Annotated in this window: 16 protein-coding genes and 1 pseudogene; 9 read left to right on the top strand and 8 right to left on the bottom strand. The window is 58.8% G+C overall.

Going from position 1 to position 13,927, the window contains the following annotated elements; all coding sequences use genetic code 11:
* The first annotated feature begins 8 nt into the window (after positions 1-8).
* The 6 genes from GIV26_RS19700 (at position 9) to ycaC (ending at position 4,968) form a co-directional block, all read left to right on the top strand.
* The gene (locus tag GIV26_RS19700; protein ID WP_014720105.1) at positions 9-467 is read left to right on the top strand and encodes a GNAT family N-acetyltransferase; all 459 of its coding nucleotides are present in this window, start codon (positions 9-11) and stop codon (positions 465-467) included.
* 321 nt (positions 468-788) lie between these two features.
* Entirely contained in the window at positions 789-1,445 is a 657-nt protein-coding gene (locus GIV26_RS19695; RefSeq protein WP_003194521.1) for a DedA family protein, read from the top strand.
* A gap of 6 nt (positions 1,446-1,451) precedes the next feature.
* On the top strand, positions 1,452-2,267 hold the full coding sequence (locus GIV26_RS19690) for a zinc-dependent peptidase (protein ID WP_236281925.1): 816 nt from the start codon (positions 1,452-1,454) through the stop codon (positions 2,265-2,267).
* Between the two features lie 109 nt (positions 2,268-2,376).
* Positions 2,377-2,904, top strand: a complete 528-nt coding sequence (ppa, locus tag GIV26_RS19685; protein WP_003176323.1) for an inorganic diphosphatase — start codon at positions 2,377-2,379, stop codon at positions 2,902-2,904.
* Between the two features lie 211 nt (positions 2,905-3,115).
* Positions 3,116-3,886, top strand: coding sequence for a LexA family transcriptional regulator (locus GIV26_RS19680; RefSeq protein WP_034126892.1), 771 nt, complete (start codon positions 3,116-3,118; stop codon positions 3,884-3,886).
* Between the two features lie 449 nt (positions 3,887-4,335).
* A complete protein-coding gene (ycaC, locus tag GIV26_RS19675; protein WP_236281923.1) occupies positions 4,336-4,968 on the top strand; it encodes an isochorismate family cysteine hydrolase YcaC in 633 nt (210 codons plus the stop codon).
* Positions 4,969-5,099: 131 nt separating this feature from the next.
* Here the strand turns inward: ycaC and GIV26_RS19670 are convergent, their stop codons facing one another.
* The 8 genes from GIV26_RS19670 to GIV26_RS19635 form a co-directional block, all read right to left on the bottom strand.
* Positions 5,100-6,257 (bottom strand): glutathionylspermidine synthase family protein, encoded by a 1,158-nt coding sequence (locus GIV26_RS19670; protein WP_205547523.1) that lies wholly within the window; start codon positions 6,255-6,257, stop codon positions 5,100-5,102.
* Between the two features lie 11 nt (positions 6,258-6,268).
* The gene (locus GIV26_RS19665; RefSeq protein WP_032895116.1) at positions 6,269-6,979 is read right to left on the bottom strand and encodes a DUF1190 domain-containing protein; all 711 of its coding nucleotides are present in this window, start codon (positions 6,977-6,979) and stop codon (positions 6,269-6,271) included.
* A gap of 18 nt (positions 6,980-6,997) precedes the next feature.
* Positions 6,998-7,426, bottom strand: a complete 429-nt coding sequence (locus GIV26_RS19660; RefSeq protein WP_003194539.1) for a DUF350 domain-containing protein — start codon at positions 7,424-7,426, stop codon at positions 6,998-7,000.
* Positions 7,427-7,441: 15 nt separating this feature from the next.
* Positions 7,442-8,116: a DUF2491 family protein gene (locus GIV26_RS19655; RefSeq protein WP_236281921.1), complete on the bottom strand. Its 675-nt coding sequence runs from the start codon at positions 8,114-8,116 to the stop codon at positions 7,442-7,444.
* Positions 8,103-9,137, bottom strand: coding sequence for an ion channel (locus tag GIV26_RS19650; RefSeq protein ID WP_054896927.1), 1,035 nt, complete (start codon positions 9,135-9,137; stop codon positions 8,103-8,105). Before GIV26_RS19650 ends, GIV26_RS19655 begins: the two co-directional genes overlap by 14 nt.
* Positions 9,138-9,209: 72 nt before the next feature.
* The gene (locus tag GIV26_RS19645) at positions 9,210-9,770 is read right to left on the bottom strand and encodes a rhomboid family intramembrane serine protease (RefSeq protein ID WP_236281919.1); all 561 of its coding nucleotides are present in this window, start codon (positions 9,768-9,770) and stop codon (positions 9,210-9,212) included.
* A gap of 156 nt (positions 9,771-9,926) precedes the next feature.
* Positions 9,927-10,625 (bottom strand): PspA/IM30 family protein, encoded by a 699-nt coding sequence (locus GIV26_RS19640; protein WP_057975573.1) that lies wholly within the window; start codon positions 10,623-10,625, stop codon positions 9,927-9,929.
* A gap of 17 nt (positions 10,626-10,642) precedes the next feature.
* A complete protein-coding gene (locus tag GIV26_RS19635; RefSeq protein WP_032895109.1) occupies positions 10,643-11,224 on the bottom strand; it encodes a YjfI family protein in 582 nt (193 codons plus the stop codon).
* Positions 11,225-11,784: 560 nt separating this feature from the next.
* On the opposite strand from GIV26_RS19635, the gene GIV26_RS19625 reads away from it, so the two are divergent.
* The 3 genes and pseudogenes from GIV26_RS19625 to GIV26_RS19615 form a co-directional block, all read left to right on the top strand.
* Positions 11,785-12,429, top strand: coding sequence for an NAD(P)H-dependent oxidoreductase (locus tag GIV26_RS19625; RefSeq protein ID WP_236281917.1), 645 nt, complete (start codon positions 11,785-11,787; stop codon positions 12,427-12,429).
* Positions 12,368-12,748, top strand: coding sequence for a MerR family transcriptional regulator (locus GIV26_RS19620; RefSeq protein ID WP_082239667.1), 381 nt, complete (start codon positions 12,368-12,370; stop codon positions 12,746-12,748). Before GIV26_RS19625 ends, GIV26_RS19620 begins: the two co-directional genes overlap by 62 nt.
* Positions 12,749-12,883: 135 nt before the next feature.
* Positions 12,884-13,927 (top strand): annotated as a pseudogene (locus GIV26_RS19615) (type IV secretion protein Rhs); the annotation flags it as partial.

The raw sequence follows: 13,927 nt of genomic DNA, 5'->3' as shown, positions 1-13,927 counted from the left end.
GGCCTGGCATGCGGATTACTCAAGCGACCCTGGAACACCTGGACCTGTTGACCCCGTTGTTCGTCAAATACCGCGAGTTCTACGGGGCCTTGCCGTTCCCGGACTCGTCACGGGCCTTCCTGGAAAAGCGCCTGCGGCGCAAGGAGTCGGTGATCTACCTGGCCCTGGCCGACGATGACGACAAGCGGCTGCTGGGGTTTTGCCAGCTGTATCCGAGTTTTTCTTCGCTGTCGCTCAAGCGGGTGTGGATCCTCAACGACATCTATGTGGCCGAGGACGCACGCCGGCAACTGGTGGCTGACAACCTGATGCGCACGGCCAAGAAAATGGCCAAGGACACCCACGCGGTGCGCCTGCGGGTATCGACCAGCAGCGATAACGACGTGGCGCAGAAGACCTATGAATCGATTGGGTTTCGCGAAGACACCGAATTCAAAAACTACGTGTTGCCGATCAACGAAGACTGAAAACCAGTCAGCCAGACACCGCAATATCCTTGTGGGAGCTGGCTTGCCTGCGATAGTGGAGTGTCAGCGAGCATTTCTCATAATGACCCACCGCTATCGCAGGCAAGCCAGCTCCCACATTGGATCCGGCGACGGGCTTGAAGCCTCACCCCTTCACAATTTCGCGACACTCCCCGCTACAAAAGCCACACGCTTTTCACCTCTCAATCCGTATAATGCCGACCTTTCAGGGTTGTAAGAACCGCGACAATTACTTGTAGCCTTATTGCCTGAGCTTCCGCACAAGCCCGCTGAGTCGGGCTATTCACACAGGTGCCATCCATGGATTTCAACCCGCTCGACCTTATCCTGCATCTCGACGTCTACCTCGACATGCTGGTAACCAATTACGGTCCGTGGATCTACGCCATTCTGTTCCTGGTGATTTTTTGCGAAACCGGCCTGGTGGTCATGCCCTTCCTGCCGGGCGACTCCTTGCTGTTCATCGCCGGTGCTGTAGCGGCTGGCGGCGGTATGGACCCAGTCCTGCTGGCCGGCCTGCTGATGCTGGCGGCCATCCTCGGCGATAGCACCAACTACGTGATCGGACGAACGGCGGGCGAGCGCTTGTTCAGCAACCCGAACTCCAAGATCTTCCGCCGCGACTACCTGCAAAAAACCCACGACTTCTACGACAAGCACGGCGGCAAGACCGTGACCCTGGCGCGCTTCCTGCCGATCCTGCGCACCTTCGCGCCGTTCGTCGCGGGCGTGGCCAAGATGCCGTATCCGCGCTTCTTCGGCTTCAGCGTACTGGGCACCATCCTGTGGGTCGGTGGCTTGGTGACCTTGGGTTACTTCTTCGGCAACGTGCCTTTTATCAAGAAGAACCTGTCGCTGCTGGTGGTGTTCATCATCCTGCTGTCACTGGTGCCGATGATTATTGGCGTAGTGCGCAGCCGCTTTGGCCGCACGTCCTCCGAAGCCAATCCGCACTGACCGCCCGTGTGGTCCCTCAGCGCCTGGCGTCGCCGGCGCCTGCTGGCCAAGCACCCGATTGCCGATGACACCTGGCAACGGGTGCGCCACCACCTGACCTTCCTCGACGGCATCACGCCGGAGCAAGACCAGTGGCTGCGCGAAGCCTGCGTGGTGTTTCTCAGCGAAAAACACCTCACCGCCCTGCCCGGCGTCGAACTGCACCAGGAACAACGCCTGCTGCTCGCCGCCCAGGCGCAATTGCCGCTGATGAACCTGGGCGACCTCGACTGGTACCTGGGTTTCCATGAGATCGTGCTGTACCCCGACGACTTCCTCAGCCCACAACGCCATCGCGATGCCAGTGGCGTGGAGCACGAATGGGACGGCGAACACAGCGGCGAAGCCTGGCAACAAGGCCCGGTGATCCTCGCCTGGCCTGGTGTGCTCGCCAGCGGCCAATGGGAAGGCTACAACCTGGTCATCCACGAACTGGCGCACAAGCTGGACATGCTCAACGGCGACGCCAACGGCCTGCCGCCTCTGCACCATGACATGCGCGTGCAGGACTGGGCCAGCGTCATGCAAGGCGCCTTCGATGACCTCAACCGCCAGTTGGACGCCAACCCGGACGCCGAGACCGAGATAGACCCTTACGCTGCGGAAAACCCGGCGGAATTCTTTGCCGTCACCAGTGAATATTTCTTCAGCGCCCCGGATTTACTGGTCAATTGTTATCCACAGGTGTACGCCCAACTCAGCCGCTTTTATCGCCAGGATCCCCTGGCCCGCCTGACCCAACTGCAAGCCAGCGACCCGCGCTACTCGCCACAGGGCGAATGACCGTACGACGCTTGGCGCATGGCATCGGCGTCAGAATATGCCTATAATCGCCGCCACTTTTAGGCCAATCCGGCCATGTCATATGGCCAACTAACGGGGGCAACGCCCAATGAGCTACAGCAAGATTCCGGCTGGCAAAGACCTGCCGAACGACATCTACGTCGCCATCGAAATTCCGGCCAACCACGCGCCGATCAAATACGAAATCGACAAAGACAGCGACTGCCTGTTCGTTGACCGTTTCATGGCCACCCCGATGTTCTACCCGGCCAACTACGGTTTCATCCCCAACACCCTGGCTGACGACGGTGACCCCCTCGACGTGCTGGTCGTGACCCCTTACCCGGTCACCCCAGGCTCGGTTATCCGCGCCCGCCCAGTCGGCATCCTGAACATGACCGACGACGGCGGCGGCGATGCCAAAGTCATCGCAGTGCCACACGACAAGCTGTCCCAGCTGTATGTGGACGTGAAGGAATACACCGACCTGCCGCCACTGCTGCTGGAACAGATCAAGCACTTCTTCGAGAACTACAAAGACCTCGAAAAAGGCAAATGGGTGAAGATCGACGGTTGGGGCAACGCAGACGCCGCCCGCGCCGAGATCATGAAGTCGGTTGCTGCCTACAAAGGCTGACACCCGCACCTCATTGCCACGGCAAATAAAAAGCCCCGTTAATTCGGGGCTTTTTTATGGGCCAGACTAAACATCAAGTTCAATTTTTAGTTGCGGCGTTTAATCAAGTTGCATACATGAAAGATCAAGCCATAACTAAGCCAGATCCTACAACGGCAAATCAACGCATGGTTTATTTGATGGGACTTTCCGGCCAGTAAACTCTGCGTTTATGAATACATCAGGTGATCGTTTAAAAGCACTACTACGGGAAGTTCATCTTTCCGCCTCCGACTTCGCCAAGAACCGCGGCGTCACGCCTCAGCACGTGAACAACTGGTTCAAACGCGGCGTCCCCATGGGTCGACTCAACGAGATCGCAGAATTGCTGTGCGTCTCAAGTCGCTGGTTAAGCGACGGTAAAGGCCCCAAGCACCCGCCTGCCAACTACCTGTTGGAAGGCCCCATCGCAAGGATTGCAACCACCCGCGAAGACACAGGCAAATACCTCACAGGCCCCGCCTGCCGCCCGGAAAAAACCGACGTGGAGATCCCTCTCCACCCCACCTTCACCTCAACCGAACGCATCCGCGTCTCCCTGCACAATTTGGAAACCCTCAACGTCAACCCCGACCGCGCGATAGGCGCCTACATGGTCGACAACAGCATGATCGACATCATCCAACAAGGCGCCACCCTCGCCATCGACCGAGGCCGCACCCAAATCATCGACGGTGAAATCTACGCCGTTGAACACGACGGCATGCTGCGCATCAAATACCTCTACAACCGTCCTGGCGGCGGCCTGCGCATGCGCAGCCACAACGCCAGCGAACACCCGGACGAATACCTCAACCATGAGGAGCGCTTCGAACAAAGCTTCAAGATCGTCGGCTGGGTATTCTGGTGGTCCACCCTCAACAACCGCCGCCCACCGGTGCCACTGGATGAACACCTGCTGGGCTGGGAAGGCTCTAAATCGGAACCGGAGGTGGGCAACTGAGGTGAATGTGGGTATCATGCGCCGCACATTTGGCAGGGGTCGCTTTTAGCTGATTTCCTGCCGGCGAAGCGGAGGAGTTCCCGCGGATGCCCCTACTATTCAGCCTGACGCAATGTGGGCTGAGCGATTTGAAGGCTGGTGAGGTTTGTCAAAAACAAGCTGAGGCAGTCCCCGAGAAGCCGGCCACAAGCCGGCTTTTTAATGCCCGTAAAACACAGTTCAATTACCCAACAGCTGCTGGCCCACCCTTCAATCAATGTCATTGAGGCAGACAATTCATTCCTGTTCTGCGCAGCGACCTGAGGCCTGAAATCGCGCCTTAACCATTGTCCACCTTGAGTTGACAGTAAGACTCCTCCCACCCGATTTATCCCCCGTCACCCACCCATTAATCTGTGCCCATGTTGAACGCAACGCCCAACCAACCTAAACAAAAAAAGGATTCAACCATGAGCACTGCAACCTACAACCGCTTGAACAAAGACGACGCCATTGTTCTGCTGGTCGACCACCAGACCGGCCTGATCTCCCTAGTGCAGGACTTCACCCCCAACGAGTTCAAGAACAACGTGCTGGCCCTGGCTGACCTGGCCAAGTTCTTCAACTTGCCGACCATCCTCACCACCAGTTTCGAGCAAGGCCCTAACGGCCCGCTGGTGCCGGAGTTGAAGGAGATGTTCCCGGACGCGCCGTATATCGCTCGCCCTGGTCAGATCAATGCCTGGGACAACGAGGATTTCGTCAAGGCGATCAAGGCCACGGGGCGTAAGCAAATCATCATTGCCGGTGTGGTGACGGATGTGTGTGTGGCGTTCCCGACGTTGTCGGCGCTGGCGGAAGGGTTTGAGGTGTTTGTGGTGACGGATGCGTCGGGCACGTTCAACACCACGGTGCAGCAGGCGGCGTGGAGCCGGATGACACAGGCCGGTGCACAGTTGATGAACTGGTTCTCGGTGGCGTGTGAGTTGCACCGCGACTGGCGCAACGATATCGAAGGGCTGGGGAATTTGTTGTCCCAGCGGATTCCTAACTATCGCAATTTGATGAACAGCTACTCGGCCCTGTCTGCTCGCCAGAGCTAAGACTGCCATGCTCCGTATTGAGCCTGCCTGAAAAGGCAGGCTTTTTTATGGGCGTAGATTGAGATGCGTGTGGGTGACGCGGAGCGTCACTGGATGCATTACCACGCGGAGCGTGGGAACGATCAACTTCCTTAATCCAGGATCAAGTGCGGCAGAAACCGGCTTGAGTCCTTGGTGATCAAGCTATTGTCCTCTCGCACCCCAATCCCCGCCGCCTGGTCGCCAATGACCCAGGAGCCGATCAGCGTGTAGCTGTCACCAAATTTCGGCAGCGGTGCGAACTCTTGAAGGATGAAGGGCGCATCCGTGTAGGGACCGTCTTCTTTTACGATCAGGCCGTCGGCGGTTTGTAGTTCGATGTTGGCGCCTTCCCGGGAGAAGAACGGTTTGCGCACCCAACCTTTTGGTACGGCCTTGCCTGGGTCGGTGTCCAGGTGGCACGCGAGCAGGTTGGGGTGGCCTTTGTTGAATTCCCACAGCAGCGGCAGGATGCCTTTGTTGGAGAGGACGGATTTCCACGCGGGTTCGAAGAACTGCGTGTCGCTCTGGGCAATCGCGGCACCAAAGGGCTCGTGGAAGATGAACTCCCAGGCGTGCAGTTTGAACAGGTGGGGGATCCAGCGATCTTCAAGGTCGACGAAGCGGCCTTCGCTGGTCAGGCCGATGTCTTCGACGTCGATGTGGCGCGATTCGATGCCGACCTTTTCGGCAACCAGACGCAGGTAGTCGGTGGTGCCTTTGTCTTCGATGGAGTCTTTCATCGAGGCGAAGTAGAACGGCTGGTTGACCTGCAGTTGGGCGAAGGCCTGGTGCAGTTTGGTGTCGATGCTATTGAACTGGTCGGCGTGCTTGGGCAGCAGGCCACGCTCGATGCATTGTTCCAGCCAGCCCCACTGAAACGCGGCTGCTTCGTAGAGGCTGGTGGGGGTGTCGTAGTTGAGCTCCAGCAACTTGGCGGGCCCGCTGCCGTTGTAGGAGAAGTCCATGCGCCCGTACAGGTGCGGGTGACCTTCGAGCCATGAGGTTCGGATCATGTCGTAGAAAGGCGCGGGGATGCTCAGGCGTTCAAGCAGTTCTTCGCTGTGGACCACGCGGGCGACGAGGTCCATGCACATGTCATGGAGCTCGGCGGTCGGGTCTTCGAGGTCGCGCTCGATTTGCTTGAGCGTGAACTGGTAGTACGCGCTTTCGTCCCAGTAAGGTTCGCCGTCAATGGTATGGAACAGGAAGCCAAGACTCTCGGCTGTATGTTTCCAGTCATGACGCTCTGCGCATTGGATCTTCTTCATGGCCGGTTTCCTTAGCTGCTCGACCCGCCGCCCCAGCCGCTGCGTGCGCTGGCTTTGCTGCCGAAGCCGCCGCGAGAGGTGGCCGATGAAACCGAGCTCGACTTAGGTGAAGAGCGCAGCGTGCTGGTGTAATTGCTGCTGCCGTAGCGGGCCTGGTTGGAACGGCCAAAGGTCGCGCCATTGGACACGCGCTGGTTGAGCGTCGAATTACCGTAGTTGCCGCGATCATCGCGATAGCGGTACACCGGTTCCGAACGGTAGCTGTTGCGGTTGTTGCTCAGCATGTTGCCGATCAGCAAGCCGGTCAGCAGGCTGCTGGTGGAGAAGCCCGAGCCGCCGCCGCTGGCCTGAGCGTTGGCCGCTTGCGCATTGGCAGCGTCGACCTGGGATTGGGTCACCTGGCCTTCGGCGGTCAGTTCGAAACCGCCCAAGCGCGGGATGAATTTGCCGGTGGAGTCTTGCTGGCACCAATCAGCGACAAAGTCGGCGTCGCAATCGGCCTGGCTGTCATACACCGGCGCAATGCGGCGATGCTCGGCCATGGCCGTCATGTAGGCGTCCGAGCAGACGTCCACCGGAAGCTTTTCATCGGCGCATTGCTGTACCGACTGGAAGTTGTACTTCTTTTGCAGATCGTAGGTTTTTTCCGTTGGGCCGCAGCCGGATATCGCCATGGCGACCGACGCTGCCAGCGACAGCTGGACGTACTTGCTTCGTTTCATCGGGAGCTCCGTGCGCAATCAGTTCGAGGTGGGCGTCATGCACGCGGCATTCAGCATGCCGACGCTGATGGCCACCGCGGCCACGTAGATACCGGCCGCCAGTTCGCCCTTCTTGATGCGCTCGGACGTGCCTTTGAGCACCAGGCTGGTCAGCAGGAACGCCAGCAGCTGGACGACGGCGGCGATCACGGCCCAGACGATGAAGTCGAGAACGTTGATCGAGTAGGCGATCACGTTGCTGGCTGGAATGGCGAAACCGACGATGGCACCGCCCAGGGCGACCGCTGCGGAGGTGTTGCCCGCACGGATCAGTTCGAACTCCTTGTGCGGGGTGATGCGGGTGTAGATGAACTGGAACAGCGCGAACAGTACCGCAGCCCCCAGGATGTAGAGGACAAAGCCGAGCACCGCAGCTTTGTTGAGGGAGATGGAGAGTGCTTCTAGCATGGACGGCTTCCTTTTTTAGAGCGTAGTCAGGTCGGTGGTGTACAGCGAAATGCCCAGGGATATGCTCAGGCTGATGGTGCCTTCGGCATCTTCTTCGACGGAGAACAGCAGGAATTCTCGACGGTCGGTCAGGCCGGTGTCGCGGGCGTATAGCATCGAACGGTGCTCGACGCTGTAGGTGGCTTCTGGGCTGGTGACCTGTTCGCTCATCGCCACCAATTCGGTCTGGCCGTCCTCGCTGCCCCACTCCCGGAAGTACTCAACGCCGTCGTGGGTGTAGGTCGGCAGCCCGATCAGGCTCTGTGGGCCCGCGAGCCTGCGCAGTTCCGCTTCACTGCTGATGGTGACGTAGCTGAGGTAGTTGAACAGAATCACTGACTCGACCTGGCCCGCTATCTGGCCGGTGGTGTGCACCTGCAACCAATAATCTTCGTCGTTCATGTAATAGCGCGACAGCCAGGTGGACTGGCCAAGATCGATGGTGCCATTGCTCCAGATTTCCTGGGAGCCGGGGATCACCACGTTGGTTTTTTCATCGAGCAGCAATTTCAGGGTGGTGTCGAACATCACGCCCTTGCCCGGCGCCAGGTCCAAAGGACCGGTAGCAGGCAGGCTTGGGCTGGCGGTTCGGCTCGAGTCGGTAGTGGCTTTTGGGGCCTCAAGCCCCATCAACTGTTTAAGCCATCCCATGGGAGATTTCCTTAAGGCGAGTGGAAGCGATGTAGAAGAGTTCGCCGCCTTTGACCTCTGTGGCGCTGGGCGGATTGATCGACGGCTGCTGAACACCTTTGGCGCGATAGCCAATGAGGGTGGCGTTGTGGCGCTCCTTCATCTGCGTGTACAGCTCGCCGAATGTTGCCTCAAAGGCTTCGGGCAATTTCATCAGGTACTGGGTGGCGCCCTGCCCCACACACAGCAACTCATTGATGACCACCGACGAGCCCGGATCCTGAGAGGCGCGCACCAGCATCTCGATCGCCATGCTGGACGTGCATTCCAGGCGCGGGGCGTAGGAACTGGCCAGTGCAGCGATTTCACTTTCGTTGAAGTGGGCGACCACATGCCCGACGGGACTCAGTTGATTCACCGCCAGCACGGTGGCCAGCGTCAGGTCATCCGACGGGGTTCGCACCAGCACACGCTCGGCACCAGGCACACCGGCACGCAGCAACAGTGCGGTGGAAGACAGGCTTTCGCCGCGGATGAACGCCGCTTTGCCCGGCATCGGGTTTTCTTCAAGGCTGCAATCGCAGATCACGATCAAGTTGTCGTTCGAGGTTTCGTCTTGCAGCAACAACTCAATCACCCGCTCGCTGGACGCGCCCTCCCAGCCGATCAGCACGGTATGGCCGACCTTGCCGGTGAAATCACCTTTGCCCTTCATGCCTTTTCTCCATGCATCGATAACACTGCTGGTGGTTTTGCCGATGGCGGCCGTGAGCAGCGCAATGCCCCCGAGCATGACCCAGGTCGCCACGAAAATTCGTCCCGCCGAGGTCTGCGGCGCGAGGTCGCCATAGCCGACGGTGAGTGTGGTGGTGAGGTAGAAGTAGATAAACGTGGCGGGAGCGGTGAGGTGTTGTTCGCCCAGCAACACCAGGCCCAGATAAGCCGTGCTCAGGTGGACACCCAAGGCAACGATCAGCCCTGCCCAACCGAAGCGGTGAAAGAGGGACGAGGCGTACATGCGTAACAGTAGGAAAATCGACATTTGGCCCCTGGCTCCCTGGGTACTTGAATCCTGACGACAGCATCGCCTCGGCGTCTGGATGCTCAAGTGCGGTCACCCGGCATTAAACCCGCTGCGCGACGTGGATAGAAGTACCTTGGCTGCAATAAATCCGGCGAGCGCACCAAACAGATGCCCTTCGAAGGAAACGCCCTGCCGCGGAAGGAAGCCCACGACCAGTCCGCCATACAGCAAAGCCACGACAGCGGCTGTTAGCAGGTTGCCCCAGCTTCTATGGAACCAGGCGCGAGACAGCAGATAAGCCCATAGCCCGAACACCCAGCCGCTGGCGCCGACGTGTACGCCTGAAAAACCAAACAGCCAGACCAACAAGCCGCCCAGCAGAATGATGATGGCGCTGACGGCGATGAACCGGTTGACCCCTTCGATGATGACCAGAGAACCCAGGATCACAAAGGCAATCAGGTTGGCGCTCAGGTGGGCGAAGGAGGCGTGCAAAAACGGCGAGGAGAGGATGCCGAACAGACCCTGCACCGTTCTTGGGATTAGCCCGAATGCCATGAGGCTGTAACCGGTCGCCACATTGAGCAGTTGCAGCGCGACCATGAAGAGGGCCAGGCCTGCGATTGTCTTGAAACCCTTCAAGGCGTTCATCCTGACCTCAACATACAAAAGAAAGGCACTGCGACTGTGGCGAGGGAGCTTGCTCCCGCTGGGGCGCAAAGCGGCCCCAAAAACAGGACTGCTGCGCAGCCCAGCGGGAACAAGCTCCCTCCCCACAGAGTTGCAGGCTTAACTGACCTGCGTTGATTACTCCGCCGACTTTTGCTTCAGACGCTCCAGAATCGCATTGGCACTGCCTTCGTTCGGCGTGATGCCGGCATCGCGCAGTTTGCGCTCCAGGTCCGTGCCCGTTGACGCATCAGCCAGCTCATCCTGGGCTTGCAGCTCAGCGGCACGTTGCTGCTGCTTGGCCTGCAAGCGGTTGAGCGTACCGACCGCGGTTTCCAGCTTGCCGTTGGCACCACCGCTGGCAATGGAGGCACTGACCTGGGCCTTTTGCACGCTGTCGCGAGCCTTGGCCATGTCCACTTGCTGGCGCAGGCTTTTGATGCGGCTCTCGGCTTTGGTGATGTCTTTGCGCATGCTTTCAGCGTACCCACCGAACTCAGTGGTCTGCTTTTGCTCCACGTCCCGCTCGTTGGTCAGGGTCGAAATGGCTTCGGCCACTTCCAGGGCGAGGTCTTCACGGTTGGCCTGGATAGCGGCCATCGCCTTGGATTCCAGGTCTTTGATCTTGGCGTCGTACTCGCCAACGCGATCAGCCGCCAGTTTGTGCTTGGCCATGATGCTTACCAATTCACGCTTGGCGTTGGCCAAGGCGCTGTCGGCATCGCGAATTTCCTGGTCGAGGATGCGCAGGGCCTGTTGGTCGACGATCGATTCGCCGACTTCGCTGGCACCGCCACGCAACGCGGTGAACAATTTGCTCCAGATGGACTGAGTCATTGGGTTTTCCCGAATAATTAAATGAAGAAACGTTCGAAGGCTTCGCTGGCGCGCTGCACGTTATCAACCAGGGTTTTCACCTCGGTCACGATGTTGGTCAGGCTGGAGTCGGAGCTGAGCGCACCGAACATGTTGTAAACCACCTGCCCATTCGGCATGGACTCGATACCGATGGACGACAACGGAAACATCTCCCGGCTGCGCAGCACGGCGTCGTTGAAGGCCGGCACGTCGTTGATGGACTCAGCGTCAACCAGGACGGTATCCACGATGATTTGCTCGCCCACCACCGCGATGTAAATCGGCAAGCCACCAAAGTCGTTCATCTCCAGCTTGATGCTGGACTCGGAGCCTTGGACGAGAGAAAGCGTAATGTCATTGGACGTCACGTCATCCAGCGCCTGAAGAGCACTGAAGAGGCGATCGATATTCCAGTTGGTACCTGCGCTCATGAAATTCTCCGACATGAATGAGCCAGCCAGGATCGGTTGGCGTAGCTGTTTCTCCATTTGCTTGAGCAGGCTTCGGTTTTCGGGAAGCACCCAAGTCTCGTGTTTCACATAACCGGCCGCCGCCAGCCCCGCACGCATCTGCTTCATGTAAAAGCTCGACGGCTTTTTTGCGGACGGCTTCAAGCGCTCTCCCTTGAGGCTTGTTGAATCGGTATCGGGCCCAGTTGATGGGCTCGATGGAGAGCTGCTGTTCATGGTACTGACCTCGCTGCGAAAAACTCACGCGTGAGAAAATCTACAGGCAATCCGCAAGGTACTCAATAGCTCACGCGTGAGATTTTTCCTTACATTTTTCAACCACCGAAAAGCCCCTGGCTACCCCGCCAACTCTCGCTCGATTTGCTCGTCTGCCGGGAAGTTTGTCCAAAAGCGCGACTTGATGGCACCAAGACAATTGTGCAGCAGCCTGTTGCACAATTTTCCGAATCCGACCACGCCTTAGCAAAAGCACGCCTGTACTTGAAATCGCGCGGCGAAGAACCCTGATGTCAGGGAAGGCAGGCTAGCCAGCCCACAGTACCGTCACAAGCATTCGAGAACAGTTCAGGAAGGGTCCCGCGTACCTCACAGAAAGGTCCTGCTGGCACTTGACTCTCCCCTATACGGCACCCCCTACCCTGAATGCCCTTTTCTCAGAACTTATCACCATGAGTCAGCGCATTCTGGTCATTCTCGGCCACCCGTCCTCCGATAGCTTTTGTTCCGCCCTCGCGCGCACCTATATCCACGCTGCGAAAACGGCCGGCCACGAAGTCCGCGTCCTGCGCCTGGGTGATCTCAGGTTCGACCCCATCCTTAATCATGGCTATACCCAGGCACAGACGCTGGAGCCCGACTTGCTCAGCGCCCAGTCCGACATCCTTTGGGCCGAGCACCTGGCGTGGGTGTTCCCTGTCTGGTGGGGCGGTGTCCCGGCACTGATGAAGGGCTTTATCGACCGCGTTTTCCTACCCGGCTTTGCCTTCAAATACCGCGCAGGCAAGGCATTCCCAGACAAGTTATTAAAGGGCAGAACCGCGCACTTGTTAGTGACCCTGGACACGCCGTCGTGGTATTACCGCTGGGTTTATCGCATGCCGGCCATCTACCAGATGCGTCGTACCACACTGGCGCTCTGTGGCATCACGACGAGCAAGACACTGCTGTTGGGGCCGGTACTGGGCTCAACGCTGACGCAGCGGGCCAAGTGGCTGAAACAGGCCAGCGCACTATTCGAAAAAGGGAGTTTTCATGTACATCGGCAAAGCCGCGCAGTTGTCCGGCACAACCATCAAGGCGATTCGTCACTATGAGGCGATCGGGCTGATGCCCGCGCCTGCGCGTCAGGGCGGTTATCGCGTTTATACCGAGCAGAATGTCGAGCGGCTGATGTTTATAAAGTGCGCGCAACAGCTGGGGTTCAAGCTCAAGGAATTGCAGGAGATTTTGCTGGGGTACGAGGGTGATGCGCTTCCTTGGGACCGGGCTGAGCAAGCCATCGCCGACAAGAAGCGCACGCTGGCCGCGCAAATCGCCGTATTGCGACGGATGCAGGCTGGGCTGATTGCGTTCGAAACCCAACTCAAAGGCGCTCAAGGGGACTGCTCGTCAATCAGTAGCTTCGCGATTTGAAGTGGCCTTTATGTATGGGTTAACGCCGACTTTTACCCGTCCGTTGTAGCCGCAATCTGATTTTTCCAACCGTTCATCCAGCCGTTTTTTACTGCGGCAGACTCCGACGCCTTGCCTTGCGACGAGACGTCATGGATGACCCAACCTGCCCACATCAACTTTATCGAACACGAGCTAAATGGTTTCCATCAGATCCTGGCGGAGTACCGCCAGCAGATGGGCGCCTGGTATTCGCGCGCGCTGGATACGGTCGGTCATGCAGCGGACATGCCGTCGTTGCTGGGTATGGATCGGGTGTTGCGGGCTGGGGATGCACAGCAGTCGGTGAGTCTTGGCGATACGGATTTTTCCACCGTGACCCGCTGTCCTGCGGGTGGTGTGCTGAAGATCCAGAGCAGGTTCGAGTCAGCGTACGACGTGCCGATCGGCAATATCCCGGTTGAGGTGATCGGGCTGGATGACGGCAGTTCCAGGGTCATCCTGCTCGACGAGCACGGCGACGGTTTCCACGAATGCGCCGCCGGCGGGCGCTATCAGGTAAGGGTTCAGGGCGGCGTTTCAGCGCAGCAAGTCGATGCCTTGTTTGCTTCCTATGCCGGGCTGACTGCGGATCTGGAGCAATGGCTGCGCGAGCAGTGGCAAGGCTTCAAGCCGCATTGGCAGCAATCCCCGGCCAGCGCAATAGGCAACGGCGTGCTCGCCGGCAGTTGGGCAGCGATCACGGAGGTGTGGGACAGCATCAAGCAGGTGCAGGCGATTCTTGAAGACCCGCTCAAGTACGTCGAGCAACTGGGTAGCGAGGCGGCGAAGTTGGCGCAAATCGCCACCGATGCGCCCAAGGTCATGGAACAGGCGATGTTGCTGGCCAGTGATGAGGCCGCGCTGTACCTGTTACTGCGCACTGCCATGATCTGGCTGGAGGCCTTACCGCCCAGTGAAGTCGCGCAAGCAGCCGCCGGTTTTATGGTGTCGCTGCTGATTGACCTGGTGATAGGCGTGGTGTTGACCATCGCGCTGCCGGCGGCGGGCGTGGCGTATTTGAGTATGCGCCTGGTCAAGTACGGTGCGCGGGTGCTTCAGTCAGCCGTGGGTTTCGTGACCGGTGTGCTGACGATCCTCACGAAGTTCATGCAGGCGGTGAACCGCTACAAAGCGGTGGCGGTTCGCGGGGTGGTGGGA

The organism is Pseudomonas sp. PA-1-3F (genome assembly GCF_021609665.1).
Taxonomy (GTDB): Bacteria; Pseudomonadota; Gammaproteobacteria; order Pseudomonadales; family Pseudomonadaceae; genus Aquipseudomonas; species Aquipseudomonas paracarnis.
The sequence above is the reverse complement of the archived record's forward strand: the minus strand, read 5'-3'. Positions and strand labels throughout refer to the sequence as shown.

Excerpts from the sequence above, each read along its gene's own strand:
- GIV26_RS19700 (WP_014720105.1), top strand. The coding sequence starts at position 9 with ATGCGGATTACTCAAGCGACCCTGGAACACCTGGACCTGTTGACCCCG.
- GIV26_RS19695 (WP_003194521.1), top strand. The coding sequence starts at position 789 with ATGGATTTCAACCCGCTCGACCTTATCCTGCATCTCGACGTCTACCTC.
- ppa (WP_003176323.1), top strand. The coding sequence starts at position 2,377 with ATGAGCTACAGCAAGATTCCGGCTGGCAAAGACCTGCCGAACGACATC.
- GIV26_RS19680 (WP_034126892.1), top strand. The coding sequence starts at position 3,116 with ATGAATACATCAGGTGATCGTTTAAAAGCACTACTACGGGAAGTTCAT.
- ycaC (WP_236281923.1), top strand. The coding sequence starts at position 4,336 with ATGAGCACTGCAACCTACAACCGCTTGAACAAAGACGACGCCATTGTT.
- GIV26_RS19670 (WP_205547523.1), bottom strand. The coding sequence starts at position 6,257 with ATGAAGAAGATCCAATGCGCAGAGCGTCATGACTGGAAACATACAGCC.
- GIV26_RS19665 (WP_032895116.1), bottom strand. The coding sequence starts at position 6,979 with ATGAAACGAAGCAAGTACGTCCAGCTGTCGCTGGCAGCGTCGGTCGCC.
- GIV26_RS19660 (WP_003194539.1), bottom strand. The coding sequence starts at position 7,426 with ATGCTAGAAGCACTCTCCATCTCCCTCAACAAAGCTGCGGTGCTCGGC.
- GIV26_RS19655 (WP_236281921.1), bottom strand. The coding sequence starts at position 8,116 with ATGGGATGGCTTAAACAGTTGATGGGGCTTGAGGCCCCAAAAGCCACT.
- GIV26_RS19650 (WP_054896927.1), bottom strand. The coding sequence starts at position 9,137 with ATGTCGATTTTCCTACTGTTACGCATGTACGCCTCGTCCCTCTTTCAC.
- GIV26_RS19645 (WP_236281919.1), bottom strand. The coding sequence starts at position 9,770 with ATGAACGCCTTGAAGGGTTTCAAGACAATCGCAGGCCTGGCCCTCTTC.
- GIV26_RS19640 (WP_057975573.1), bottom strand. The coding sequence starts at position 10,625 with ATGACTCAGTCCATCTGGAGCAAATTGTTCACCGCGTTGCGTGGCGGT.
- GIV26_RS19635 (WP_032895109.1), bottom strand. The coding sequence starts at position 11,224 with ATGAAGCAGATGCGTGCGGGGCTGGCGGCGGCCGGTTATGTGAAACAC.
- GIV26_RS19625 (WP_236281917.1), top strand. The coding sequence starts at position 11,785 with ATGAGTCAGCGCATTCTGGTCATTCTCGGCCACCCGTCCTCCGATAGC.
- GIV26_RS19620 (WP_082239667.1), top strand. The coding sequence starts at position 12,368 with ATGTACATCGGCAAAGCCGCGCAGTTGTCCGGCACAACCATCAAGGCG.